Origin of the sequence: Pseudomonas retamae, assembly GCF_043496865.1 — a bacterium.
Classification (GTDB): Bacteria; Pseudomonadota; Gammaproteobacteria; order Pseudomonadales; family Pseudomonadaceae; genus Aquipseudomonas; species Aquipseudomonas retamae.
The window spans coordinates 118,128-142,060 of the sequence record NZ_JBIEIL010000012.1 but is presented as its reverse complement, the minus strand read 5'-3'; the positions used below and the strand labels follow the sequence as shown (position 1 = coordinate 142,060).

Here is a 23,933-nt window from a genome sequence, read left to right as displayed (position 1 = left end):
TTGATGTGTCGATAAAAACGGGGATTGTAAGAAGGTGTTTCGCGCAGGACGCGTTTCGCTGATTTACACTGCCTTCACCAAACTCATCTGTAACAAGGAAATAACTATGGGCGTGCTTAGCGAGTTCAAGGCCTTCGCGGTCAAAGGCAATGTGGTCGACATGGCCGTCGGTATCATCATTGGCGCGGCGTTCGGCAAGATTGTTTCGTCGTTTGTCGGTGATGTGATCATGCCGCCAATCGGCCTGTTGATCGGCGGGGTGGACTTCAGTGATCTGGCCATCACGCTCAAGGCCGCCGAGGGCAATACCCCTGCGGTGATGCTGGCCTACGGCAAATTCATCCAGACGGTGCTGGACTTCATCATTGTCGCTTTCGCGATTTTCATGGGCGTCAAAGCCATCAACCGCCTCAAGCGTGAAGAAGCCGTGGCCCCGACTGCACCGCCGATCCCGAGTAAGGAAGAGCAACTGCTGGGCGAAATCCGTGATCTGCTCAAGGCGCAGAACGAGCGGCCCTGAGTCATCAGTTCGAATAAAAAACGGCACTTGCGGGTGCCGTTTTCCTTACCAGTAATTTTCCACAGCGACCTGGCCGGGCCGGCGCGTCAGGCTCAGGCGCATGTCCCTCTGTTTAAGCAACGCGCGGGTCTCGTCGATCATCTGCGGATTGCCGCAGAGCATGACCCGTGAGTGCTGCGCCGACAGCTCCACACCTGCTGCACGCTCCAGCTCACCGTTTTCGATCAGCGTAGTAATGCGCCCCTGCAGAGCCCCCTGATGCGCCTCACGCGTCACCGTCGCGATGAACCGCAACTTGTGCGCGTATTCGCTGAGGTAGTCTCGTTCGTTCAGGCCGGCAATCAGTTCCTGATACGCCAGCTCGCGCGCCTCGCGCACGCTGTACACCAGAATGATGCGCTCGAATTTTTCCCACACTTCGAAATCCTGCAGGATCGACAGGAACGGCGCCACCCCGGTGCCCGTCGACAGCAGCCAGAGATCGCGGCCATCGACGAAACGATCAAGGGTCAGGTAGCCGAACGCCTGGCGCTCAACCAGCAAGGTATCGCCGACCTGCAACCCGCTAAGTTCGCTGGTGAACTCACCGCCCGGCACGACGATCGAGAAGAACTCGAGAAACTCGTCAAACGGTGAGGAAACCATTGAATAGGCGCGCCAGACAGTACTGCCATCGGCCTTGGTCACACCCAGGCGGGCGAACTGTCCGGCGCGGAAACGAAACCCGGCATCGCGGGTGGTACGCAAGGTAAACAGGTTCGGGGTCAGTGGTGTGACGTCGAGCAAGGTTTGCGTGGTGTACTTGTCTGCGCTGGCGGTCATGGGTTGCTCCATTGAACGGTTGCTGCCAGTTTCGCGCAAATGGACGCAGTTAAACACCGACGATTGATAATGGTATTGAGCCTGCGGCGAATGGGAGATTCATTAAACGTGATCATCAGGTCAGAATTTGAGTAATTACTTAAGATGACAACACCAATTTAATACTCCGATGTATTAAGAACGCTTTATCAATATATCCACTTGCTCAATACCTAAATAATTTAAAGCCCGGTGTATGAAACGTCCTACACTTCGTTGCGTGCCGGATCTTTTGGATCCATTTGGCGCCCCCGCAACGTCACGGAGTGGTCACAATGGAAACGTGGAAGGAATCACAGTTGAAACAACTGACGTTTGCCAAGGGCATCGATGCTGCTTATCCGATATTATTGCGATTTGCCGAAAATCTTGGATTTAATTTTTGTGCAATTTCAGTGGTTCCATTGCATCGCGACATGCAGCTCAAGCCCTTGCAAATCAATAACTATCCTGAAGAGTGGAACAGTCAATATGAACAGAACAGTTACATAAAAACAGACCCATTGATATCACACTGCAATCATTCCATGTCCCCCATAGTCTGGGCCGAATCATTGTTTGGCGAATCCCATGACATATGGCAGGGTTTGCAAAAGCATGGATTGCAAAATGGCTGGTCGCAGTCTTTTCATCATGAAGCGAGCGGTTTGTGCAGCATCATTAGCCTGGCACGCAGACACTGCTCAATCAGTCCATTGGAGCTGTATGAGCATTTCGGATACATGTTTTACGCCAGCAGCCACTTGAGTGAGCTGTTTGCCCGAACCCTGCCGCCGGAAGCACTCAAGCCCCGCCACCCTCACCTCTCGACTCGAGAGCTGCAGGTCCTGAAGCTCTCAGCCGTTGGCAAGACCGCCTATGAAATTTCAAAAATCCTCAGCCTCAGCGAACGCACTGTGAATTACCACGTGCAGAACCTGATCATAAAGCTCAACGTCTGCAACAAGATCTCCGCCGTTATTGCAGCCGCCAGGGCCGGCATCATCTGATCGCTCAACCTCGCTTTCCTTATAAACACGCGAGTAATGCCCAAGAAATAAACGTAACATTCGTAACCTTCCTGAGTGATAACGCCAGCAGAACGCGTTGCCTTACACTCGGTCGGTTCCGCCGCACGCCAGGGCTGCGGAATATCCGTTGATCATCCCTGAGTCCCGCCCCATGCCTTTGCTTGAAACGCCATTCGCCCAACTTGACCTGATCCGCCAGCCCGAACAGCAGAACGAACCGCTGCAAGCTTTCGATGCCGCCGACGAATACCTGCTCAACCATCTCGCGGCGCAGCAAACGACGGCGGACACCCGCGTGCTGGTGCTCAACGACAGCTTCGGGGCGCTGGCCGCCAGCCTGCTCGGCAAGGTCAAGGTCAGCAGCAGCGGCGACTCGTTTCTCGCTTTTCAGGGACTGGAAAAAAACCTGCTGCGCAACGGCCAGGCTTTCGATGCGGTGCGCGGTATCCCGGCCAGCGAGCCATTGGTCGGGCCGTTCGATCGGGTCCTGATCCGGGTGCCGAAAACCCTCGCGCTGCTGGAAGAACAACTGATCCGTCTGCAAGGGCAACTCGCGCCCGGCGCCGAAGTGATCGCCGCCGCGATGGTCAAGCACCTGCCGCGTGCCGCCGGTGATCTACTCGAACGTTACATCGGTCCGGTGCAGGCCTCGCTGGCGGTGAAAAAGGCGCGCCTGTTGATTGCCACGCCGCAAGCCAAGGCTGCCACCTTCTCGCCCTACCCTACGCGCTATCGCCTCGATGAGCCGCCGATCGAATTGCTCAACCACGCCAACGTGTTCTGCCGCGAAGGGCTGGACGTTGGCACCCGGGCCTTCCTCCCGCATTTACCGAAAAACCTCGGTCAGGCCCGAGTCGCCGATCTGGGCTGTGGCAACGGCGTGCTGGCCATCGCCAGCGCTTTGCAGAACCGGGATGCGCATTACACGCTGGTCGATGAATCGTATATGGCGGTGCAATCGGCCCTGGAAAACTGGCGCGCCGCACTGGGCGAGCGCGAGGTGATCGTGCGTGCCGCCGATGGCCTGGCCGGGCAAGAGGCGCAATCGCTGGATGTGGTGCTGTGCAACCCACCGTTCCACCAACAGCAGGTGGTTGGCGACTTCCTCGCCTGGCGCATGTTCCAGCAGGCGCGCGAAGCGCTGGTGGTCGGCGGTGCACTGTACATCGTCGGCAACCGCCATCTGGGCTACCACAGCAAACTGGCGCGGTTGTTCCGTGGCGTTGAGCAAGTGGCGGCCACACCGAAATTCGTCATCCTCAAAGCGCGCAAATAAACCCGCAGGCAAAAGAAACCCTCCGCAAGGAGGGTTGGCAAAACCGTACCCGAGGGCGCCGGTTCGGGATGATTTCAGTGCGTGGTCAGGCCTGCTGCGTTCATGAATATACGCATCAGGCTGGCGGCGATAAACAGCACACCCACGCTACCGACCCAGATCAGGGCCAGCCAGCCGAGCCGCTGCCACAGCGGCCTTTTTTCGGCTTCTTCAATGTCGTGCAGGGAATGTTTGCCGGTCATTGCATCGATCTCCATTAAGCCAAGGCGTCACTGCGGACGCCTTCTCGAGCAGGCTCGCTCTCGCTAGAGAAAGCCCAGCAGCAGACTAGTGATAACCGTCTTCATGGGTGACCTTGCCGCGGAACACGTAGTAGCTCCAGAAGGTGTAACCCAGGATGAACGGAATGATGAACAGCGTGCCCACCAGCATGAAACCCTGACTTTGCGGTGGTGCTGCGGCGTCCCAGATCGAAATCGATGGCGGCACGATGTTCGGCCACAAGCTGATACCCAGGCCGCTGTAGCCGAGGAAGATCAGCACCAGCGTCAGCAGAAACGGCGTGTAGTTGGCGTTACGCGCCACAGCGCGGATCAAGCCATACAGTGTCACCAGCACCAGAATCGGCACCGGCATGAACCAGAACAGATTCGGCATGGTGAACCAGCGCGAAGCGATTTCCGGATGCGCCAGCGGCGTCCACAGGCTGACCACGCCGATCACCGCCAGCAGCACGAAGGCCAATGGCCGCGCCAGATCGTGCATCTGCTCTTGCAGCTTGCCTTCGGTCTTCATGATCAGCCAGGTGCAGCCGAGCAAGGCATAGGCGACCACCAGGGCGGCGCCGCAGAACAGCGTGAACGGGGTCAGCCAATCCATCGAGCCGCCGGCGAACTGGCGGTTGACTACCGGCAAGCCGTCGATGAACGCCCCCAGCGCCACGCCCTGAAAGAACGTCGCCGCGATCGAGCCGCCGATGAACGCCTTGTCCCACAGATGACGTTTTTCATCCTTGGCCTTGAAGCGGAACTCAAAGGCCACGCCGCGAAAGATCAGCCCCATCAGCATGAAGATCAGCGGCAGGTACAGCGCTGAGAGCACCACCGAATAGGCCAGCGGAAAAGCGCCGAATAATGCGGCGCCGCCGAGGACCAGCCAGGTTTCGTTGCCGTCCCAGACCGGGGCGACGGTGTTCATCATCACGTCACGGTCGGTCTTGCCCGGAACGAACGGGAAAAGAATCCCGATGCCCAGGTCGAAACCGTCCATGACCACGTACATCATGATCCCGAAGATGATGATCACGGCCCAGATCAGCGGAAGATCAATACCCATGGCTCAAATCTCCTTGGTCAAGCGAGTGTTGTCTTCGTGTTCGCCTTCGCCCGGATCGTCGGCAGCGGACAACGGACGCGCCGGGGTGCGCTTCTTGCCCGGACCACCGTCCGGTGTGTCGGTGCCCTCGCTGAACTTCGGACCTTTGCGCACCAGGCGCATCATGTAGCCGAGGCCGGCGCCGAACAGGGCGAAATACACCACGACGAACATGATCAGGGTGATGCTCATCTGCAGGAAGCTGTGGTTGGAGGATGCGTCCGCGGTGCGCATCAAGCCGTAGACTACCCACGGCTGGCGACCGATTTCAGTGGTGAACCAGCCCGCGAGAATCGCAATCAGGCCGGACGGGCCCATCCACAGTGCCAGATGCAGGAACGGCCGCGAGGTATACAGCGAGTCACGCTTGCGCAGCCACAAACTCCACAGACCGGTGAAGATCATCAGGAAGCCGAGGCCGACCATGACCCGGAACGACCAGAACACGATGGTCGAATTCGGCCGGTCTTCGGGCGGAAACTCCTTGAGTGCCGGTACTTGCTTGTCCAGCGAGTGGGTCAGGATCAGGCTCCCGAGGTAGGGAATCTCCAAGGCAAATTTAGTGCGTTCTTCTTTCATGTCCGGCCAGCCGAACAGAATCAGCGGCGTCGCTTCGTCACCGTGGTTTTCCCAGTGACCTTCAATGGCAGCGATTTTCGCCGGCTGATGCTTGAGCGTATTCAGACCGTGGAAGTCACCAATGACCGCCTGGATCGGCGCAACGATCAGCGCCATCCACATGGCCATCGAGAGCATGGTGCGAATCGCCGGATTATCCCGGCCGCGCAGCAAATGCCAGGCCGCTGACGAGCCGACGAAGAACGCCGTAGCGATGAACGCGGCGGTCGCCATGTGCAGCAAGCGATACGGGAACGAAGGGTTGAAGACGATGGCCAGCCAGTCGGTGGGGATCACCTGACCGTTGACGATTTCGAAGCCCTGCGGGGTTTGCATCCAGCTGTTGGAGGCGAGAATCCAGAACGTCGAGATCAGCGTGCCGATCGCCACCATGACCGTGGAAAAGAAGTGCAGCCCACGACCAACCTTGTTCCAGCCAAACAACATGACACCGAGAAAACCGGCCTCAAGGAAGAACGCCGTGAGCACTTCATAGGTCAGCAACGGCCCGGTGACGGCGCCAGCGAAATCCGAGAAGCGACTCCAGTTGGTGCCGAACTGGTAGGCCATGACCAGACCGGAGACCACGCCCATGCCGAAGTTGACGGCAAAGATCTTCGACCAGAAGTGGTAAAGGTCACGGTAAGTGTCGTTTCGAGTCTTCAGCCACAGACCTTCGAGCACCGCCAGGTAACTCGCCAGGCCAATGGTGATGGCCGGGAACAGAATGTGGAACGAGATGGTGAACGCGAACTGAATTCGGGCGAGATCGAGAGCCTCTAAACCGAACATATGGCTTCCTCTGTCAGGTAATACGGGTGGCAGACCCGGGGGCCTGCACCACTGCCCCCACGGATATGGAGTGCGGCGAATTCGGATTCGTTCTTTTTTACAGCCATCGCTACGCAGGGAGTCTGGCCAACTGGCCGCCAGACCAAACCCTCGTGAGGTGTTGATCTGGATCAAGCAACGTTAAAAGAGTAGTCCCATTTTCGCCGTTGAACGGCGTGGTCGTTTGCCGCGTGACAAGTTGCCTCAGCGCGTTGGCAGGGCATTTGCCCAGTGGCTTCGCAGGCAGGCGGGACAATTCGATGTCTGGCTAAGTAAATTTTTCGCAGGTAGCAACTTCCTGTTACAGACTGGTGATAATCTCGCGTTTCCCCTCGAGCCAGACCTGCCTTCAGATGCCCAGCCAAGAGCCCCTGCTGTTACGTCACCATCGTCCGTTTCTCGCTTTCTGGTTCGCGCGGATTTTCACCGCCAGCGGTTTTCAGATGCTCACCGTGGCGATCGGCTGGAATCTTTATCAGTTGACCGGCAACGTCCTCGACCTGGGTCTGGTCGGCCTGGTCGAATTTGCCCCGCGCGTGCTGTTCATGCTGCACACCGGGCATGTCGCCGACCGCTATGACCGGCGCAAGGTCGCAGCGCTTTGTCAGTCGCTGCAGGCGATGATCGCCCTCGCACTGGCGATCGGCAGCGCCACCGATCACGTCACCCGCGAAATGATCTTCATCCTCGCCTTCCTCCTCGGCGCGGCGCGTTCGTTCGAGATGCCGACCACCCAGGCATTGCTGCCAAGCATCGTGCCCAGCGCGCTGTTTCCGCGGGCAGTGGCGGCCGCGCAGTCGGCACAACAGTCAGCGACGATCATCGCGCCAGCCCTCGGCGGCTTGCTCTACGCGTTCGGCAGCGTCTGGGTGTATGGCCCGACCGTGCTGCTCTATGTGATCGCCTGCACGTTGATGTTGAATCTGCCCGCGCGGCAGACACCGCTGAACAAAGGCAAAGCCACCCTGGATTCGTTGCTCGCGGGCATTCGCTTCATTCGCAGCCGCCAGGACATTCTCGGGGCGATTTCGCTGGATCTGTTCGCAGTTCTGCTCGGCGGCGCCACGGCGCTGTTGCCGGTATTCGCCAAAGACATCCTTCTCACCGGCCCGTGGGGCCTCGGCCTGCTGCGCTCGGCACCGGCGGTCGGCGCACTGGCAATGTCGCTGTACCTCGCGCGGTTCGCCGTGGAACGCAAGGTCGGCCGCGTGATGTTCACCGCCGTCGGCGTGTTCGGCGTCGCGACCATCGCCTTCGGCCTGTCGACCTCGTTCTGGTTCTCACTGGCGGTGCTGGTGGTGCTCGGTGCGGCGGACATGATCAGCATGGTCATCCGCGCCTCCTTCGTACAACTGGAAACCCCCGACGAAATGCGCGGCCGGGTCAGCGCGGTCAACGGCCTGTTCATCGGCGCCTCGAACCAGCTCGGCGAATTCGAATCCGGCCTCACCGCCCACTGGTTCGGCACCGTACCGGCGGTGGTCATGGGCGGGATCGGCACGCTGGTGGTGACAGGGACGTGGATCAAGTTGTTCCCGACCCTGGCCAACCGGGACCGGATGCATGTGCCGGTAGAAGAGACAAAGGTCTGATTTCACCGACAACCTCAGCACGACAAGCACAAATAAATCGATAGAGTGCGGTACATATTTACCGCACCGAGTGTAATGTAACGCCTTACACTCGCACCTCAGGCCAAATCACCTTATGCCTATGCACAACCCGCCACACCCTGGTGAAACATTGTTGATGGATGTTTTACCCGAACTCGGTATCAGCGTTACCGAATTGGCGCGGCATCTGGGCTTTGCGCGCCCACATCTTTCGCGTGTATTGCATGGACATGCGCCGATCAGCCCGGATCTGGCCGTGCGACTTGAGCGTGCAGGCATTGGCAAGGCGCGCATGTGGCTAGGCGTTCAAACTGAATATGATCTGTGGCAAGCAGAGCATCGGGAGCAGCCAGCCATCGAGCGCCTCGCGGCCCACGCCTGACGACTTCAAGCCCGCAAATCACTGGCCACTTTCGCCCGCAACCCCTTGCCACCAAGCTGCTCGACCAGCGTCAGGGCGAACTCCAATGCGGCGCCGGAGCCCTGCGCGGTGATGCAGTTGCCGTCGACTACCACCGGTTGATCAACAAACGTACAACCCGACAGTTGATGACTGGCGCCGGGCAGACAGGTCATGCGCCGTTGGCGCAGCACACCGAAGGCTTGCAGGGCGACGGCCGGGGATTCGCCGATGGCGGCGAACAAGCGTCCGGCGCTGGCTTGGTCCTTGAGCAATTGTTGCAAGGGTTGATGCGCCGCCAGGTGCCGGGAGCCGACGGCACCGCCGGGCAGGACAATCAGATCGAAGGTTTGCGCCAGCACATCGACCAGCATGCCGTCGGCGGTCAGGCGCGTGCCGCGGGCGCAGGTGAGCATGCGTCGGCCTTCGATACTGGCTGCGACCACTTCGATATCGGCGCGACGCAGCACATCGATCAGGGTCACGCTTTGCAGATCATCGATGCCCTCGGCGAGGGTAATCAGCACTCTTGAAGTCATGGGCGTTATCCACAGGGTGATCCTTCAAGCGTAGTCAGCTTCCCCCGGTTCGCGCAGTGCCAGCCGTTACTTGATGTAAAGCTGGGTCGACATCGTATTGCGCGGGGCGTTGATCGAGGTGTTGCTGAAGCTGAAGGTGCCGTCCTGCTTGCCGGCCAGATCGAAGGTATACAGCGAACCGACGGTTTTGCGCCCGGGCGTGCATTCGGTCAGATTGCCATTATCGAACGCACATACCGGAGCACGGCTGCCGTTGACTTCGAATCCGTCCAGCGTGGCGTGCGGCTGGTTCTGGCCGTAACCGATTTCCAGCACATAGACCTTGATGTTCGGCCCGCTGTGATTGCATTGAGTCTGCGGCTGGTTATCGGCGATATCTTCAAGACCACAGCCCGGCGATTGCACCTTGATGACTTTCACCTGCGTCAACGCCGCCGCCGAAGCGGCCCACGTCATCGGAGCTGCAGCCATCAGCACCACCATCAAGCCCAAACCTGCCACCGCGCCCTTGCTCATGCGTGCTCACCCGGAAAAATTCAGCGCGCAGTATGGCGCAGTTGTCCGCTGCGCAAAACTTCGCCGACGATCGACACCGACAACCGCCATATTGCTCACGCTGCTGGTATGATGCGCGGCTTTTTCCGGCCCAGCACAATTTTCCAGGCGCTTGCGATGGTCTGTGCTTTGCTGTTGAGGTCGATACATTCACGGCGCCACGCGCGCCACGGGGAGCAGACATGCTGGAAAGGCTGTTTCAACTCAAGGCACACAACACCAACGTGCGCACCGAGATTCTCGCGGGCATCACCACGTTTCTGGCCATGGCCTACATTCTGTTCGTCAACCCGAGCATTCTCGGCGAGACCGGCATGGACAAGGGTGCGGTGTTCGTTGCCACCTGTCTGGCGGCCGCCATCGGCTCGACGGTCATGGGCCTGATCGCCAACTACCCGATCGCCCTCGCTCCGGGCATGGGCCTGAACGCCTTCTTCACTTACACCGTGGTCCTGCACATGGGCCATACCTGGCAAGTGGCGCTGGGTGCGGTGTTCATCTCCGCCGTGCTGTTTTTCCTGCTGTCGATCTTTCGCATCCGTGAGTGGATCATCAACAGCATCCCGCTGCCATTGCGCTCGGCGATTGCGGCCGGTATCGGCCTGTTCCTCGCGTTGATCGCCCTGCACAACGCCGGCATCGTCGTCAGCAATCCGGCAACCATGGTCGGCCTCGGTGACCTCAAAGCACCGGCACCGATCCTCGCTACCCTCGGCTTCGCCCTGATCGTCGGGCTTGAAGCACTGAAAGTGCGTGGCGCCGTGCTGATCGGCATTCTCGCGGTGACCATCGTGTCGATCGCCATGGGCTTCACGCCGTTCGGCGGCGTCACCTCGATGCCACCTTCGCTGGCTCCGACGTTCCTGCAACTGGACATCAAAGGCGCACTGGACATCGGTCTGGTCAGCGTGATCTTCGCCTTCCTGTTCGTCGACCTGTTCGACAACTCCGGCACTCTGATCGGCGTCGCCAAGCGCGCCGGCCTGATGGGCAAGGACGGCCACATGCCGAAAATGGGTCGTGCGCTGATCGCCGACAGCACCGCGGCCATGGCCGGTTCGCTGCTGGGCACCTCGACCACCACCAGCTACATCGAATCCGCCGCTGGCGTGAGTGCCGGTGGCCGCACAGGTCTGACCGCCATTGTCGTCGCGATCCTGTTCCTGCTGGCGCTGTTCTTCTCGCCGCTGGCGGCCAGCGTTCCGGCATTCGCCACCGCACCGGCACTGCTGTTCGTCGCCGTGCTGATGACTTCTGGCCTGGCGGAAATAGACTGGGACGACATCACCGTCGCCGCGCCGGTCGTGGTCACCGCGCTGGCCATGCCGTTCACTTACTCGATCGCCAACGGCATCGCGTTCGGCTTCATTTCCTGGACCGTGATCAAGCTGCTGTCGGGCCGCGCTCGCGAGCTGAACCCGGCACTGGTGATCCTGTCGATTCTGTTCGTGATCAAGTTGGGTTGGTTCAACGCATGACTTTCGATTCCCAGGCTTACGCCGAACAACTTCAAGCCAAGGTCACGCGTTTGCGTGATCTGCTGGCGCCGTTCGATGCTCCCGAGCCGGCGGTATTCGATTCGCCGCTGCAGAACTTCCGTCTGCGCGCCGAATTCCGTCTGTGGCGCGAGGCCGGTGAGCGGCACTACGCGATGTTTTCCCAGGACGACAAACGCACACCGATCCTCATCGAAGAATTCCCGATCGCCAGCCTGCGCATCAATCAGTTGATGCCGCAACTGAAAGCGGCGTGGCGGGCCAGTTCGGCGCTGAGCCACAAGCTGTTCCAGGTGGAATTCCTCACCACGCTGTCTGGCGATGCGATGATCACCCTGTGTTATCACCGCCCGCTGGATGAGCACTGGCATGCCGCTGCAACGCAGCTGTCGGCGGATCTGGGCGTCAGCATCATCGGTCGTTCGAAGGGCAAACGCGAAGTGCTGGGCCTCGATTATGTGGTTGAGAAACTCGACGTCGGCGGCCGCACCTTCAGCTACCGTCAGCCGGAAGGCGCGTTCACCCAGCCCAACGGCACGGTGAACCAGAAGATGCTCAACTGGGCGTACGAAGCGCTGGGCGATCGCCCTGACGATCTGCTGGAGTTGTACTGCGGCAACGGCAACTTCACCCTGCCGCTCGCCACCCGTGTGCGCAAAGTATTGGCCACCGAAATCAGCAAGACCTCGGTCAACGCCGCGTTGAGCAACCTCAGCGAAAACGCTGTGGATAACGTCACTCTGGTGCGCTTGTCCGCCGAGGAACTGACCGAAGCCCTCAACGAAGTGCGTCCGTTCCGCCGCCTGCACGGCATCGACCTGAAAAGCTACGAATTCGGCAGCGTCTTCGTCGACCCGCCACGCGCCGGCATGGACCCGGACACCTGCGAGCTGACCCGGCGCTTCGACAACATCCTGTACATCTCCTGCAACCCGGAAACCCTGGCCGCCAACATCGCCCAGTTGCACGACACGCACCGCATCACCCGCTGCGCGCTGTTCGACCAGTTCCCATGGACCCATCACATGGAATCGGGTGTGTTGCTGACCCGCCGGTGATGCTGATGCCGGATACGAAAAAGCCGTCGTGATTGACGGCTTTTTTGTGCCCGCTTATGACGCAGGATCGGCCTTACGGGGACGCCCACCCTTTTTCCCATTGGCTCGTGCCGCAGCAGACTTCGCCGCACTGCTTTGACGGCCGTTACGCGAAGCCACTACCGAGGCGGCCATCTGCATTAACGACGGACTCGCTGAAATCATGCCGGCGATGGAGACGTCGAGGTCCTTGCCAGCATGGCAGAGCGCAGTGCCCCCGAAACCAATCGTCAGGTCCTCGTAATCCTGTGCATCGAAGCCGTCGAACTCAGGATAGCGATCCATCGGCAGTTCCACACCGCTGCCATCTTCAAAACGGATGATCAGACAGGGCTTTTCAAAGGTGACAGACACCGCATGGAAGCTGCCAGCGCGCCGCTCCTCACCCAGCTTGATGGCCGCATCGAGCATTTCCTCCGTCAGGGGGCGATGTGCCGAAGGCTTTGCCTTGATGATTTTCATAATTGGATTTCCACTCCTTCCGATGCGCCTGTCAATGTCAGTAGAGTCTTGTCTTCCTCTGGCAAGTAGCGCGCCGTTGCTACTCTGTAAGTCGTGTCAGTGACCAGTTTCATCCCCAACACCTCGTTTGTATGGCTGTCCCACAACTGATTGTCGAGACAGACTGTCTGCAATCTCGACCACCAGATACGACGAGCGCTTCGCAGATGAGCAGGTTGTTCCAAAGATCGACACAAGCCCTCCAACACGGCCAGCGGCGGTCGCCGAGAGAGCGGAACGACATCCCAAAGCTGAATATCGTTGTGCCAGAAACTGAATCCCAATCGGGCACTCCAGGCGCCCGCGTTCACATGGACGTGCGGCGGGCAATGCTCATCTCGCAACATGATCACAATCGACAATCCTTTGTAGCTGCATACCTTCATGCTAACCCATCCGTTAGGTTAATGGTTTTACAGGTGCGAAATTAATTTCAAATCCGACAGCTGGTGTTCAAGCACAGGCCCCTTTTCAGATTTGAGGCTAGCTTCGGAAAAACCTTTCAGCCGGCTGGTTGCTGCGCAAAAACGTAAGCAAAGCTGTCGTCACATATTGATCAACACTCGTTTGAATAATCCTTTTGTGCGATCACCGAACACATAACGCCAAGGGATTTCTTGTTCAATTGACCATGGTAACCATCTAGTACATTTTATCTCCACAGGCCGGAACACTCGGCCAAAGCCAAAAACAATAAGTGGAGTTTGCCCCCATGTCCCCTATCGTTCTAGTGCTCAACGGCCCGAACCTGAACCTGCTCGGCACCCGTGAGCCGGCGACTTATGGCCATGAAACCCTGGCCGACATTTCTGCGCTGTGCGGGCGTGCCGGCGAGGAGTTCGGCTTGACGGTGGAGTTTCGCCAGACCAATCACGAAGGCGAATTGCTTGACTGGATTCACGCGGCCCGCGGCCGTTGCGCCGGGATCGTGATCAATCCGGCGGCGTGGACGCACACCTCAGTGGCGATTCGCGATGCGCTGGTGGCCAGTGAATTGCCGGTGATCGAAGTACACCTGTCCAACGTGCATGCTCGCGAACCGTTCCGCCATCACTCGTTTGTCTCGGCGATTGCCACAGCGGTACTCTGCGGTTTTGGCAGCCATGGTTACCGGTTGGCGCTGGCGCATTTCAGCCAGCGGTTGCAAGGGGCCAAACATGGCGCGCGCTAACACGGTACTCGCCGGGTTGATCGGCGCCGGCATTCAGGCTTCGCGTACGCCGGCGCTGCATGAACACGAAGGTGATGCACAAGGTTTGCGTTACCTGTACCGGTTGATCGATCTTGATCAACTGCACCTCGACAGCAACGCCCTGCCCGACCTGCTGCTCGCTGCCGAGCGCATGAACTACACCGGCCTGAACATCACTTTCCCGTGCAAGCAGGCGATCATCCCGCTGCTCGATGAACTGTCGCCGGAAGCGCGCGGGATCGGCGCGGTGAATACGGTGGTGTTGAAGGACGGTAAACGTGTCGGTCACAACACCGATTGCCTTGGTTTTGCCGAAGGTTTTCGCCGGGGTCTGAAGGACGCGTCTCGCGCACGTGTGGTGCAGATGGGTGCCGGTGGCGCTGGCGCAGCGGTGGCGCACGCGCTATTGAGCGAAGGCGTACAGCAACTGAGCATTTTCGACGTTGACGTTGAGCGCGCCGAGAGCCTGGCACACAACCTTAATCAACACTTCGGCGCCGGTCGCGCCGTGGCCGGGCGCGATCTGCCGAGCGCCACGAGTCTGGCCGACGGTCTGGTCAACACCACCCCGATGGGCATGGCCAAACTGCCGGGCATGCCGGTACCGGTCGAGCTGCTGCGCGCAGACCTGTGGGTGGCCGAAATCGTCTACTTTCCGCTGGAAACCGAACTGCTGCGCAACGCCCGCGCCCTCGGGTGCCGCACGCTGGACGGCGGCAACATGGCGGTGTTTCAGGCAGTGAAAGCGTTTGAACTGTTCAGCGGCGTGGCGGCGGATGCGCAGCGCATGCTGGCGCATTTTCAGCGCATGAATGGCTGAAGAGCGAATCTGCTTCTGTGGGAGCGAGCCTGCTCGCGAAGGCATCAGACCAGTCAATCAACCGGCGACTGACGCAGCGCTTTCGCGAGCAGGCTCGCTCCCACAAGGGAAATCGCGTCAGGCCTGCAGGTAACGCAATACCGATTCGCAAATCATCTCGCGGTGGCGCTGTTTGATCTGGGGATCGGGCAAGTCGATCTGGAAAATTTCGCCCAGCGTATGGCGGTTCGAGACGCGATAGAAGCAGAACGAACTGATCAGCAGATGCACATCCAGCGCATTGATCCCGCGGCGGAACAGCCCTTCGTCAGCGCCGCGCTGCAAGATCGCGCCGAGGGTATCGAGGATCGTATTGTTCAACGCCTTGATCGCATCGGAGCGTTTCACGTATTCGGCGTTGTGGATATTTTCGATGCTGACAATGCGCACGAAATCGACGTTGTGATCATGGTGATCAAAGGTGAATTCCACCAATCGGCGGATCGCCATTTCCGGTGGCAGCTCGTCCAGATGCAGCCGGTTTTCGGTGCTGCGGATATCGCCGTAGAGCTTTTCCAGCACCTCGACGTACAACTGCTCCTTGCTGCCGAAGTAGTAATAGATCATGCGCTTGGAGGTGTGGATGCGTTCGGCGATCGCGTCGACGCGCGCACCGGACAAGCCTTGCTGGACGAACTCGACGATCGCCTCCTGCAAAATGTTTTCGCGGGTCTTTTCCGGATTGTTCTTGCGGCCCTTGCGCGGCTCTGCGGCGGCTGCGTCCGGGGCGACGGACAGTTCTGAATTCACGGTCATTGCGGGCTCACGGCCATCACTGCACAAGCGCCGATTATGGGCCGCGCGACACAGTGAAGGAAGCCGCGCAGCCTGCGTTTAACACCGCGTTTACGAATTTCCTACAACTTTGCCTGGCGTACCGCGCCGCTGCGCGATTTGGCCATCGCCGCCAGACGCACGGCGACGTTGGCCGCGCCGTAACCGACATAGCCGTTCTTGCGCTGAATGATCTCGAAGAAGAAGCGTCCCTCGAACGGTTCGGTGTAGACGTGGAACAGTTCGCCGCCCTGTGCATCGCGGTCGTACAGCACATTGAAGTACGCCAGCTCGCTGAGAAACTCGTCATCGAAATCGAAACGCGCGGCGAGGTCGTCGTAATAGTTGAGCGGAATGTCCAGCAACGGCACGCCCGCTTCTTTGGCACGACTGACTTCGGCGAAGATGTCATCACAATCGAAGGCAATGTGATGCACGCCAGAACCGCGATAACTCGACAGCGCGTGGGAAATTGCGGTGTTACGGTTCTCGGAGATGTTCAGCGGCAAGCGGATCGAACTGTCGCGGCTGCGCAAGGCGCGGCTCTTCACCAGGCCGTACGGGTCAGGCAGCACCACTTCGTCATCGGCTTCGAAGTCCAGCAGGCTCTTATAGAACAGCACCCAGCTGTCGAGGCTGTCGGCCGGGAGCGCCATGGCCATGTGATCGATGCGCTTGAGACCGCCACGGGCCTGCGCGTCGGGGAGCAGATTGAAATCGGTGCCGTAGACGTCCGCCTCTTCATCCACCAGATAAATCAGGCTGCCATCCGGCGCACGCACCGCCGCCAGCTCCGGTTCGTTGGGGCCGACCAGCCCGCGATAAGGCTGACCTTTATAGGCCACGGCACGGGCCAGCGCACTGGCGCTGTCATTGACCCGTACCGCCGTGGCGCACAGCGACGGGCCGTGGGCTTCAAAAAAGCTGTGGGCGAAGGAATACGGTTCGGAGTTGAGGATCAGGTTGATATCGCCCTGACGCAGCAGGCTGACGCTCTTGGAACGATGCTGCCCGGCCTTGACGAAACCGAGGCGCTCCAGCCAATGGCTGAGCTTGGCGCCCAGCGCCTCGTCGACGGCGAACTCGAGAAATTCGATGCCGTTGTACTCGCTGGCCTTGGGCGTTTCGAACAGAATCTCGCGATTGGCCGCCGGTTCGGCTTGTTGCTCGAGACGCTGGCGGGTCTTCTCTTCCAGATACAGCAGCGAGCGCAGACCGTCGGCGGCATTGGCTCGCGGCGGTGCGGCGCGGAAGCCGTCATTGAAAATTTCCAGCGACAGCGGCCCGCTGTAGCCGCTCTGGATGATCGGTGCGAGGAAGCCTGGCAGATCGAATTCGCCCTGCCCCGGGAAGCAGCGGAAATGCCGGCTCCACTCCAGCACGTCCATCTGCAGGATCGGCGCGTCGGCCATTTGCACGAAGAAGATCTTGTCGCCGGGAATCTCGGCGATCGCCGCTGGATCGCCCTTGAGCGACAAGGTGTGGAAGCTGTCGAGCAGCACGCCAAGGCTTGGGTGATCGGCCTGACGCACGATGTCCCAGACCTGTTGATAAGTGTTGACGTGGCGGCCCCAGGCCAGCGCTTCATAACCGATGCGCAAACCGCGCGCGCCGGCCCGTTCGGCCAGCAGGCGCAGATCATCGACGAGGATCTGCTGATCACCGACGCTGTCGGCCGCGGCGTTGCTGCACACCAGCACCAGGTCGGTGCCCAGTTCCTGCATCAAGTCGAACTTGCGCTCGGCGCGTTCCAGATTGCGCGCCAGCCGATCACGGCGGCAGCCTTCGAAATCACGGAACGGCTGAAACAGCGTGATGGCAATCCCCAGATCGGCACACATCTGTTTAATTTCACGTGGGCTGCCGTCGTAATACAGCAGGTCGTTTTCGAAAATCTCTACCCCGTCGAACCCGGCGGCGGCGATGGCTTCGAGTTTTTCCGGCAGGGTGCCGCTCAAGGAAACGGTGGCAATGGAACGCTGCATGTATGAACTCCCGTTGGAGACGGCGGCTGCGTGAGCCGCGCCGCTTTTATAGGATGAGCAAATTATTGGCTGCATCCCTTCCGGCAGCAATTTAAAGTGTACTACCCGGTTAGTTTTGCGTGCGATTATCGAACACAATGGCGGTTTGGCGAATTGACGATTTTTTGTCCACTGCCCAACATCGACCGCACATTGAGTCCGGATCTGAACCACCGGTCGCAGCGTGCAAACAAAAGCACACCAAATAACAAATCCAAAAACGGGTGGAACACATGATTCCTTCACAGACTTCCCGCATGGCTCCGGCCATGAGCACTGCCACCGGTGGCATCGGCGACAAGATCCGCGGCGCCATGGCCGTCGGCAAGACCCGTTGGGGCATGCTGGCGCTGGTGTTTTTCGCCACCACCCTGAACTACATCGACCGCGCCGCCCTCGGCGTCATGCAGCCGATCCTCGCCAAGGAAATGAGCTGGACGGCGATGGATTACGCCAACATCAACTTCTGGTTCCAGGTCGGCTACGCGATCGGTTTCGTCCTGCAAGGGCGCTTGATCGACCGCGTTGGCGTCAAGCGCGTGTTCTTCTGCGCAGTGCTGCTGTGGAGCCTGGCCACCGGCGCTCACGGCCTGGCCACGTCAGCGGTCGGCTTCATGGTCTGCCGGTTCGTCCTCGGCCTGACCGAAGCGGCGAACTACCCGGCCTGCGTGAAAACCACACGCCTGTGGTTCCCGGCCGGCGAACGTGCGGTCGCTACCGGGATCTTCAACGCCGGTACCAACGTCGGCGCGATGTTCACGCCGATGCTGCTGCCGCTGGTGCTGCACGTCTGGGGCTGGCAGGCGGCGTTCCTGTGCATGGCGGCACTGGGCGGGATCTGGCTGCTGTTCTGGGGTTTGAAGTATTTCAACCCGGAAGATCACCCGAGCGTCAAACAGTCGGAGCTGGACTACATCCAGCAGGAAGTCGAACCGGAACAGGCGCGCGTGCCGTTCTCGAAAATCCTGCGGATGCGCGGCACCTGGGCCTTCGCCCTCGCCTACTCGCTGACCGCACCGGTGTTCTGGTTCTACCTGTACTGGCTGCCGCCGTTCCTTAATCAGCAGTACAACCTGGGCATCAACGTTACACAGATGGGTATTCCGCTGATCATCATCTACGTCACGGCCGACTTCGGCAGTGTCGGCGGCGGCATCCTCTCGTCTTTCCTGATCGGTCGCGGGATGAACTCGATCAAGGCGCGGCTGCTGTCGATGTTGCTGTTTGCCTGCTGCATCATCGGCGTGGTCATGGCTGCCGGTTCGGCTAATCTTTGGGTAGCGGTGGCGGCGATCTCGCTGGCGATCGGTGCCCACCAGGCCTGGACCGCGAACATCTGGAGCCTGGTGATGGACTACACACCGAAGCACATGATGAGCACGGTGTTCGGTTTCGGCGGCATGTGCGCGGCCATCGGCGGCATGTTCATGACCCAGATCGTCGGCCACATCCTCACCGTCACCAACAACAACTACACCGTGTTGTTCACCCTGATTCCGGCGATGTATTTCCTTGCGCTGACGTGGATGTACTTCATGGCGCCGCGCAAGATTCCGACTGTCAGCGAATAACCCTGCCGGCACAAATCCCACTGTGCAAACCCCTCCTGTGGGAGCGAGCCTGCTCGCGAATGCGGACTTTCATTCAACATCAATGTTGACTGACTCACCGTCTTCGCGAGCAGGCTCGCTCCCACACAGGTATGTCGGTTTCTTCAGCGACGGCTCTGCTGCCACGCAGCCGCCAGCCCGCTGCAACAGATCACCGCGATGCCAACGATCGTCAGCAAACTCGGCGTGTGACTGAACAGCAACCAGCCCAGCAACCCGGCAAACACGATCTGGCAATAACCGAACGGCGCCAGCAGCGCCGGTGCGGCATGCCGGAATGCCTGGGTCAGAAACAGGTGCGCGGTCATCCCGCAGCTGCCCAGCGCCAGCATCAGCGCGGCATGCGTCAGCGTCGGCACCTGCCAGAAGAACGGCACCAGCGCACTCATCACCAAGGTATTGCACAACCCGGCGAAAAAGTTGCTGGTGGTCGGGCTGTCGACTTCGGCGAGCTTGCGCGTCAGCAGTTGATAGAAGCAGAAGAACAGCGCCGAGCAGAACGGTAACAAGATCGCCGGAGTGAACAATTCACCGCCGGGATGGACGATGATCAGCACGCCGATAAAACCGCAGATCACCGCAATCCACTGCCCGCGCGTGACCCGTTCTTTGAGCAGTGGCACCGACAACGCCGTGACCAATACCGGTGCAAGAAAGTTGACTGCCGTGGCTTCCGCCAACGGGATGTAAAGCAGCGCCGTGGTGAAAAACAGACTGGTGCCAAGCAGGCACAGCGCCCGGGCCAGTTGCCATAGCGGCTTTTTGGTGCGCAGCACGCGCAACCCGGATTGCGGCAGAAAAATCCCCGCCATCAACAAGGTGTGTACGACATAACGCGCCCACACCACCATCACGATCGGATAGAAACCGGAGAGATATTTCGACAACGCGTCGTGGCTGGAGAACAGAAACGTCGCCACGACAATCAGCAGGATCCCCTTGAAGGGCTGGTTGACGCCGGAGAGCGGAGTGCTGACGGTCATTGGCAATCTCTGAAAACAATACGGTGGCGATCGGCTTCGGCAATCATAGCTGGCCGAGCTTTCAGCGAGCCGAACCGAGCCAGAAAAATCCACGCCGGGAATCCGCCGTTGAGCAAAAGTGTGAGGCAAGATTCCGGCCATGTCGGCGTACAGCGGGCCCGCCCCATCACAGACTGCTGTCTAAAGTGCCAGTTCAGGAAAATGCCCGGAGAAATTCTGCAGTGGATTGAATTTGCCGCCCTGCCGACCGTCAATAACAAGCCGCCCGACGCGGGCGCTTGTGAATGGACGGACGACCGGACTGGCGCCACACTCACACAGCGGCAACACTCATCACCATCTGATTCATCACCCGTAAAAGAGGATTCCCACATGCTATGGAAAAAAGGCCGACGCAGTGACAACGTCGTCGATGCCCGGGGTGATGACTCAGGCGGTGGCGGCGGTATGCGTTTTGGCGGCGGCAAAGGCCTGAGCCTGGGGGCGATCCTGTTGATCGTCGGCATCGGCTGGATCACCGGCCAGGACCCGTTGCAGATTCTCGGCCAGTTGACCGGGCAAATGGAGCAGTCGGCGCCCACCTCGCAAACCCGTCAGGCACCGCCGGCCAACGATGAGCAAGCCGAATTCGTCCGTTCCATCCTTGGCGACACAGAAGACACCTGGGGCGCGATTTTCCAGCAGGCCGGTCGACAATACAAAGACCCGACCCTGGTGCTGTTCAGCAATCGAGTGAACTCCGCCTGCGGCATGGCGACTTCGGCCAGCGGCCCGTTTTATTGCCCCGCCGACCAGAAGGTCTATCTGGACATGGCGTTCTTCCAGGAAATGTCGCAACGCTTCAAAGCTGCCGGCGACTTCGCCCAGGCCTACGTGATCGCGCACGAAGTCGGCCATCATGTGCAAACGCTGCTCGGCGTCTCGGCGAAAATGCAGACCGCGCGCCAGCAAGGTCGACAAATGGAAGGTGATGGCGGCCTGTTGGTGCGGCAGGAACTGCAGGCCGACTGCCTCGCCGGTGTCTGGGCCTACAGCGCGCAGAAACGCCTCAACTGGCTGGAACCCGGCGACATTGAAGAGGCCTTGAACGCGGCCAATGCGATCGGTGATGATCGCCTGCAACAACAGGGTCAGGGCCGTGTGGTGCCAGACTCGTTTACCCACGGCACGTCGGCGCAAAGGGTGCGCTGGTTCAAAACCGGATTCGCGCAGGGCCAGGTCGGCCAGTGCGACACCTTCGCGGCGAAAAACCTGTAAATGCATAAATGGCTTTTAGCGTTACTGATCGTTGCTGGCACTGCGCAAGCAGCGGGTGTCGACGCGATCAGCCCCGGTCGCTTGCAACTCAAGGCCGGGGAAATGGCGGTGGGCATCGGCCCGGCGCCTGAGAAAATCGAGCGCGTGGTGATCGTTGTCCACGGCCGTTTGCGTAACGCCGAGACCTATCGCAAGAGCGCCGAAAGCGCCACCGAACTGGCCGGGCAAAGCAGCCACACGCTGGTAATCGCGCCGCAGTTTCTCAATGAAAGCGACGTCGCCTTGTATTCGCTGCCCGATACATTGCTGCGCTGGCAGGGCAACGACTGGATGGGCGGCGGCTTGTCGATCGGGCCGAATCCGTTGAGTTCGTACGCGGCCCTCGATGAAATCGTCGCGCGCGTCAGTGATCGCAAGCAGTTTCCCGATGTTAAGCAGGTGGTGATCTTCGGCCACTCCGGCGGCGCTCAGGTGGTGCAGCGTTATGCTCTGCTCGCCAAGGATCAGCCGGCGCTGAAAACCAACGGCATCCGCTTGCGTTACGTCGTCGCCAATCCGTCCTCCTACGCCTATTTCAACGAGCAGCGGCCGGTGGCGTTCGATCACGCTGCGTGTCCGGGCTTCAATCGCTGGAAATACGGCCTGGCCGACATGCCGGTGTACGCCGGCGGGCAAACGCCGTTGCAGGTGGAAAGCCGATACGTCAAACGCGAAGTGATTTATCTGCTCGGCCAGCAGGACACCGACCCCGAGCACCCGGCGCTGGACAAGAGCTGCGCCGCCGAGGCGCAAGGCGCTTATCGGTTGATGCGTGGGAAATTGTATTTTGGGTATTTGCTGCGTCGGCACCCGGAAGGCGTCAATCAGCGGCTGGTTGAAGTGCCTGGGGTCGGGCATAACGGCGATGAGATGTTGACCTCGGCGGAGGGGCAGAAGGCGTTGTTCGATCAGTAGGTTTTTGCTGAAAGGGCCGCCCCCTTCGCGAGCAGGCTCGCTCCCACAGGGGCATGCATTTCAACTGTGGGAGCGAGCCTGCTCGCGAAAGCGCCCAGTCAGGCAATGAAGGGCTCAGGCCTGAAGCATCCGCCGCAACTCCACACAATCGCGCGCATGCCAATCGGTCAATTCCGGCCACGGGTTATCCGGCAGATTCACCAGCACCGTCCGCGCCCCCGCCGCTCGCCCGCAATCGAGATCGAAGCGGTAATCGCCGACCATGACCATTTCACTGGCCGGCACATCCCAGGCCTGCGCCAGTTTCAGCAAGCCACCGGGGTGCGGTTTTGGCGGTGCTTCATCGCGGCCCAATACATCCTCGACATTGAAGCAGTCGGCCAGACCGATCGCCTCCAGCGTTACATGCGCCAGCTCCCGCGCGTTGCGGGTGAGGATGCCGAGGCGATAGCCGCGTGCGTGCAGGTCGCGCACCAGTTCCACCGCGCCGGTGGCCGGGGTCGAACCCAGCGCCAGATCGCGCTCATGCTCGAGCAGCCACGCGTGCTTCGCCGCTGCTTCAGCGGCCGGCAACGCGGCGAGGTGGGTGAGGATGTCGTCCTCCGGCGGAATCGCCAGCGCTACGCGAATCGCGGCGAAGTCGTGCACGGCGACTGTCAGGGTGCCGTCCATGTCGAACACCCAATGACGCACCTCGGCCAGGCTCATGCCCAATCCTGGCGATGGCGGATCAGGCCTTCCTGCGTCACCGAGGCAACCAGTTGCCCGGCGCGGTTGTACACGCTGCCGCGAGAGAAACCACGGGAATTGCCGGCCCACGGACTGTCCATGGCGTAAAGCAGCCAGTCATCGGCGCGCAAATCGTTGTGGAACCACAGCGCGTGATCGAGGCTGGCGACCTGCATGTCTTTCTGCCACACCGATTTGCCGTGGGGCAGCATCGAGGTGGTCAGCAGGCCGAAGTCCGAGGCGTAGGCCAGCAGGTATTTGTGCAGTGCGGGGATATCGGCCAGGGCGCCATCGGCACGGAACCAGACATATTTAATCGGATCGGCCGGCTGCGGGTTGTACGGGTCTTTTTCGGTGACCGGGCGCACTTCGATGGGTTTCGGGCAGAGCAGCTTTTCGCGCATGTGCTCGGGGATCAGGTGCGCGCGTTGCTGGGTCAGTTCCAGCTCCGAGGGCAGGTTCTCCGGGCCGACCACCACGGGCATCTGGCTCTGGTGTTCGAAACCTTTTTCGTCGTACTGGAACGAAGCGCTGCAGGTGAAGATCGGGTGGCCCTTCTGGATCGCCGTGACGCGGCGGGTGCTGAAGCTGCCGCCATCGCGCACGCGATCCACCGAGTACACCACCGGCAACTTGGCGTCGCCCGGGCGCAGGAAATAGCCGTGCATCGAATGCACATGCCGCGCTTCTTCAACGGTCTGACTGGCCGCCGACAGCGACTGGCCGAGCACCTGACCACCGAACAACTGACGGAAACCCAGATCCTGGCTGCGGCCACGGAAAAGGTTTTCTTCGATCGGTTCCAGGGTCAGCAAGTCGACCAGATCTTCCAACACTTGGCTCATTCAGACTCTCCTCAC

General features: G+C 60.0%; 25 protein-coding genes. 12 read left to right on the top strand and 13 right to left on the bottom strand.

Features of this window, described 5'->3' with window-relative positions:
• Positions 1-106 precede the first annotated feature (106 nt).
• Positions 107-520, top strand: a complete 414-nt coding sequence (gene mscL / locus ACGSLL_RS22285; protein WP_203419572.1) for a large-conductance mechanosensitive channel protein MscL — start codon at positions 107-109, stop codon at positions 518-520.
• Positions 521-565: 45 nt separating this feature from the next.
• Here mscL and ACGSLL_RS22280 read toward each other — a convergent pair whose 3' ends face one another.
• A complete protein-coding gene (locus ACGSLL_RS22280) occupies positions 566-1,342 on the bottom strand; it encodes a ferredoxin--NADP reductase (RefSeq protein ID WP_394507953.1) in 777 nt (258 codons plus the stop codon).
• 314 nt (positions 1,343-1,656) lie between these two features.
• Here ACGSLL_RS22280 and ACGSLL_RS22275 point away from each other — a divergent pair, with 314 nt between their 5' ends.
• Both ACGSLL_RS22275 and ACGSLL_RS22270 read left to right on the top strand, forming a co-directional pair.
• Complete coding sequence (locus tag ACGSLL_RS22275; RefSeq protein WP_394507952.1) at positions 1,657-2,370, top strand: autoinducer binding domain-containing protein; 714 nt, start codon at positions 1,657-1,659, stop codon at positions 2,368-2,370.
• Positions 2,371-2,542: 172 nt separating this feature from the next.
• Positions 2,543-3,667, top strand: a complete 1,125-nt coding sequence (locus ACGSLL_RS22270) for a methyltransferase (protein WP_394507951.1) — start codon at positions 2,543-2,545, stop codon at positions 3,665-3,667.
• Between the two features lie 74 nt (positions 3,668-3,741).
• Here ACGSLL_RS22270 and ACGSLL_RS22265 read toward each other — a convergent pair whose 3' ends face one another.
• The 3 genes from ACGSLL_RS22265 to ACGSLL_RS22255 all read right to left on the bottom strand — a co-directional run bounded on the left by ACGSLL_RS22265 (position 3,742) and on the right by ACGSLL_RS22255 (position 6,451).
• Positions 3,742-3,909 (bottom strand): DUF2474 domain-containing protein, encoded by a 168-nt coding sequence (locus ACGSLL_RS22265; RefSeq protein WP_394507950.1) that lies wholly within the window; start codon positions 3,907-3,909, stop codon positions 3,742-3,744.
• Between the two features lie 85 nt (positions 3,910-3,994).
• Positions 3,995-5,002 (bottom strand): cytochrome d ubiquinol oxidase subunit II, encoded by a 1,008-nt coding sequence (cydB, locus tag ACGSLL_RS22260; RefSeq protein WP_208939686.1) that lies wholly within the window; start codon positions 5,000-5,002, stop codon positions 3,995-3,997.
• A gap of 3 nt (positions 5,003-5,005) precedes the next feature.
• The gene (locus ACGSLL_RS22255; protein ID WP_394507949.1) at positions 5,006-6,451 is read right to left on the bottom strand and encodes a cytochrome ubiquinol oxidase subunit I; all 1,446 of its coding nucleotides are present in this window, start codon (positions 6,449-6,451) and stop codon (positions 5,006-5,008) included.
• Between the two features lie 392 nt (positions 6,452-6,843).
• Between ACGSLL_RS22255 and ACGSLL_RS22250 the strand changes: the two genes are divergently transcribed.
• A complete protein-coding gene (locus ACGSLL_RS22250) occupies positions 6,844-8,082 on the top strand; it encodes an MFS transporter (RefSeq protein WP_208939684.1) in 1,239 nt (412 codons plus the stop codon).
• A 115-nt stretch (positions 8,083-8,197) separates the two neighbouring features.
• Complete coding sequence (locus tag ACGSLL_RS22245) at positions 8,198-8,485, top strand: HigA family addiction module antitoxin (RefSeq protein ID WP_394507948.1); 288 nt, start codon at positions 8,198-8,200, stop codon at positions 8,483-8,485.
• A 5-nt stretch (positions 8,486-8,490) separates the two neighbouring features.
• Here the strand turns inward: ACGSLL_RS22245 and ACGSLL_RS22240 are convergent, their stop codons facing one another.
• Both ACGSLL_RS22240 and ACGSLL_RS22235 read right to left on the bottom strand, forming a co-directional pair.
• Positions 8,491-9,042, bottom strand: coding sequence for a DJ-1 family glyoxalase III (locus ACGSLL_RS22240; protein WP_394507947.1), 552 nt, complete (start codon positions 9,040-9,042; stop codon positions 8,491-8,493).
• 66 nt (positions 9,043-9,108) lie between these two features.
• Complete coding sequence (locus ACGSLL_RS22235; RefSeq protein ID WP_394507946.1) at positions 9,109-9,558, bottom strand: DUF4879 domain-containing protein; 450 nt, start codon at positions 9,556-9,558, stop codon at positions 9,109-9,111.
• Positions 9,559-9,779: 221 nt separating this feature from the next.
• Between ACGSLL_RS22235 and ACGSLL_RS22230 the strand changes: the two genes are divergently transcribed.
• Both ACGSLL_RS22230 and trmA read left to right on the top strand, forming a co-directional pair.
• Positions 9,780-11,075 carry an NCS2 family permease gene (locus ACGSLL_RS22230; protein ID WP_090286510.1) on the top strand — a complete coding sequence of 432 codons (1,296 nt, stop codon included), beginning with the start codon at positions 9,780-9,782 and terminating at the stop codon, positions 11,073-11,075.
• Complete coding sequence (gene trmA, locus ACGSLL_RS22225; protein ID WP_394507945.1) at positions 11,072-12,151, top strand: tRNA (uridine(54)-C5)-methyltransferase TrmA; 1,080 nt, start codon at positions 11,072-11,074, stop codon at positions 12,149-12,151. The genes ACGSLL_RS22230 and trmA overlap by 4 nt, the downstream gene beginning before the upstream one ends.
• Positions 12,152-12,205: 54 nt before the next feature.
• On the opposite strand, the gene ACGSLL_RS22220 is transcribed toward trmA, so the two are convergent.
• Together ACGSLL_RS22220 and ACGSLL_RS22215 are read right to left on the bottom strand one after the other, a co-directional pair.
• Positions 12,206-12,652 carry a DUF2442 domain-containing protein gene (locus ACGSLL_RS22220; protein WP_394507944.1) on the bottom strand — a complete coding sequence of 149 codons (447 nt, stop codon included), beginning with the start codon at positions 12,650-12,652 and terminating at the stop codon, positions 12,206-12,208.
• Positions 12,649-13,077 carry a DUF4160 domain-containing protein gene (locus ACGSLL_RS22215; RefSeq protein ID WP_394507943.1) on the bottom strand — a complete coding sequence of 143 codons (429 nt, stop codon included), beginning with the start codon at positions 13,075-13,077 and terminating at the stop codon, positions 12,649-12,651. Before ACGSLL_RS22215 ends, ACGSLL_RS22220 begins: the two co-directional genes overlap by 4 nt.
• A gap of 326 nt (positions 13,078-13,403) precedes the next feature.
• Between ACGSLL_RS22215 and aroQ the strand changes: the two genes are divergently transcribed.
• Complete coding sequence (gene aroQ, locus ACGSLL_RS22210; protein WP_394507942.1) at positions 13,404-13,862, top strand: type II 3-dehydroquinate dehydratase; 459 nt, start codon at positions 13,404-13,406, stop codon at positions 13,860-13,862.
• Positions 13,849-14,703 carry a shikimate dehydrogenase gene (locus tag ACGSLL_RS22205; RefSeq protein WP_394507941.1) on the top strand — a complete coding sequence of 285 codons (855 nt, stop codon included), beginning with the start codon at positions 13,849-13,851 and terminating at the stop codon, positions 14,701-14,703. Before aroQ ends, ACGSLL_RS22205 begins: the two co-directional genes overlap by 14 nt.
• A gap of 117 nt (positions 14,704-14,820) precedes the next feature.
• Here ACGSLL_RS22205 and ACGSLL_RS22200 read toward each other — a convergent pair whose 3' ends face one another.
• Positions 14,821-15,498, bottom strand: a complete 678-nt coding sequence (locus tag ACGSLL_RS22200; RefSeq protein ID WP_208939678.1) for a TetR/AcrR family transcriptional regulator — start codon at positions 15,496-15,498, stop codon at positions 14,821-14,823.
• Between the two features lie 101 nt (positions 15,499-15,599).
• Positions 15,600-17,501 (bottom strand): 3-dehydroshikimate dehydratase QuiC, encoded by a 1,902-nt coding sequence (gene quiC, locus ACGSLL_RS22195; protein WP_394507940.1) that lies wholly within the window; start codon positions 17,499-17,501, stop codon positions 15,600-15,602.
• A 272-nt stretch (positions 17,502-17,773) separates the two neighbouring features.
• Here quiC and ACGSLL_RS22190 point away from each other — a divergent pair, with 272 nt between their 5' ends.
• A complete protein-coding gene (locus tag ACGSLL_RS22190) occupies positions 17,774-19,111 on the top strand; it encodes an MFS transporter (RefSeq protein WP_394507939.1) in 1,338 nt (445 codons plus the stop codon).
• A 143-nt stretch (positions 19,112-19,254) separates the two neighbouring features.
• Here the strand turns inward: ACGSLL_RS22190 and ACGSLL_RS22185 are convergent, their stop codons facing one another.
• The gene (locus tag ACGSLL_RS22185; protein WP_208939675.1) at positions 19,255-20,133 is read right to left on the bottom strand and encodes a DMT family transporter; all 879 of its coding nucleotides are present in this window, start codon (positions 20,131-20,133) and stop codon (positions 19,255-19,257) included.
• Between the two features lie 372 nt (positions 20,134-20,505).
• Here ACGSLL_RS22185 and ypfJ point away from each other — a divergent pair, with 372 nt between their 5' ends.
• Both ypfJ and ACGSLL_RS22175 read left to right on the top strand, forming a co-directional pair.
• The gene (ypfJ, locus tag ACGSLL_RS22180; protein ID WP_258447935.1) at positions 20,506-21,390 is read left to right on the top strand and encodes a KPN_02809 family neutral zinc metallopeptidase; all 885 of its coding nucleotides are present in this window, start codon (positions 20,506-20,508) and stop codon (positions 21,388-21,390) included.
• Entirely contained in the window at positions 21,391-22,344 is a 954-nt protein-coding gene (locus ACGSLL_RS22175; RefSeq protein ID WP_394507938.1) for an alpha/beta fold hydrolase, read from the top strand. It abuts the gene before it with no gap.
• Positions 22,345-22,458: 114 nt separating this feature from the next.
• On the opposite strand, the gene ACGSLL_RS22170 is transcribed toward ACGSLL_RS22175, so the two are convergent.
• Entirely contained in the window at positions 22,459-23,052 is a 594-nt protein-coding gene (locus ACGSLL_RS22170) for an HAD family hydrolase (protein WP_394507937.1), read from the bottom strand.
• On the bottom strand, positions 23,049-23,918 hold the full coding sequence (gene tesB / locus ACGSLL_RS22165; protein WP_090286532.1) for an acyl-CoA thioesterase II: 870 nt from the start codon (positions 23,916-23,918) through the stop codon (positions 23,049-23,051). The genes ACGSLL_RS22170 and tesB overlap by 4 nt, the downstream gene beginning before the upstream one ends.
• Positions 23,919-23,933 lie beyond the last annotated feature (15 nt).